This window comes from Niastella populi (assembly GCF_002078015.1).
Taxonomy (GTDB): domain Bacteria; phylum Bacteroidota; class Bacteroidia; order Chitinophagales; family Chitinophagaceae; genus Niastella; species Niastella populi.
On the sequence record NZ_LWBP01000155.1, the window covers coordinates 1 to 204 of the forward strand.

At 42.6% G+C, this 204-nt stretch carries 1 protein-coding gene; it reads right to left on the reverse strand.

What is annotated here, in order from left to right; all coding sequences use genetic code 11:
* Positions 1-163: HipA domain-containing protein (locus A4R26_RS36075; protein WP_369332936.1), on the reverse strand; the 163-nt coding region annotated here is incomplete at its 3' end.
* Positions 164-204 lie beyond the last annotated feature (41 nt).

Consider the following 204-nt stretch of genomic DNA (forward strand, 5'->3'; position numbering starts at 1 on the left):
CATCATCAGTTCGATCAAATCGCTTCGTGAGATATGCCAATTCTCCCGATCGTAACCGTATTAAGCTGTGATCAGCGGTAGGGATACCAAAAATATTTCCAAGATGCATGGTCACGTCTTCATTTTCCGGCAAATGAGGAAATTCCTCTGTAGGTGGTTTCAATATGAACTGACCCCAAAGACCAACGATGGTAAACCTTGAAT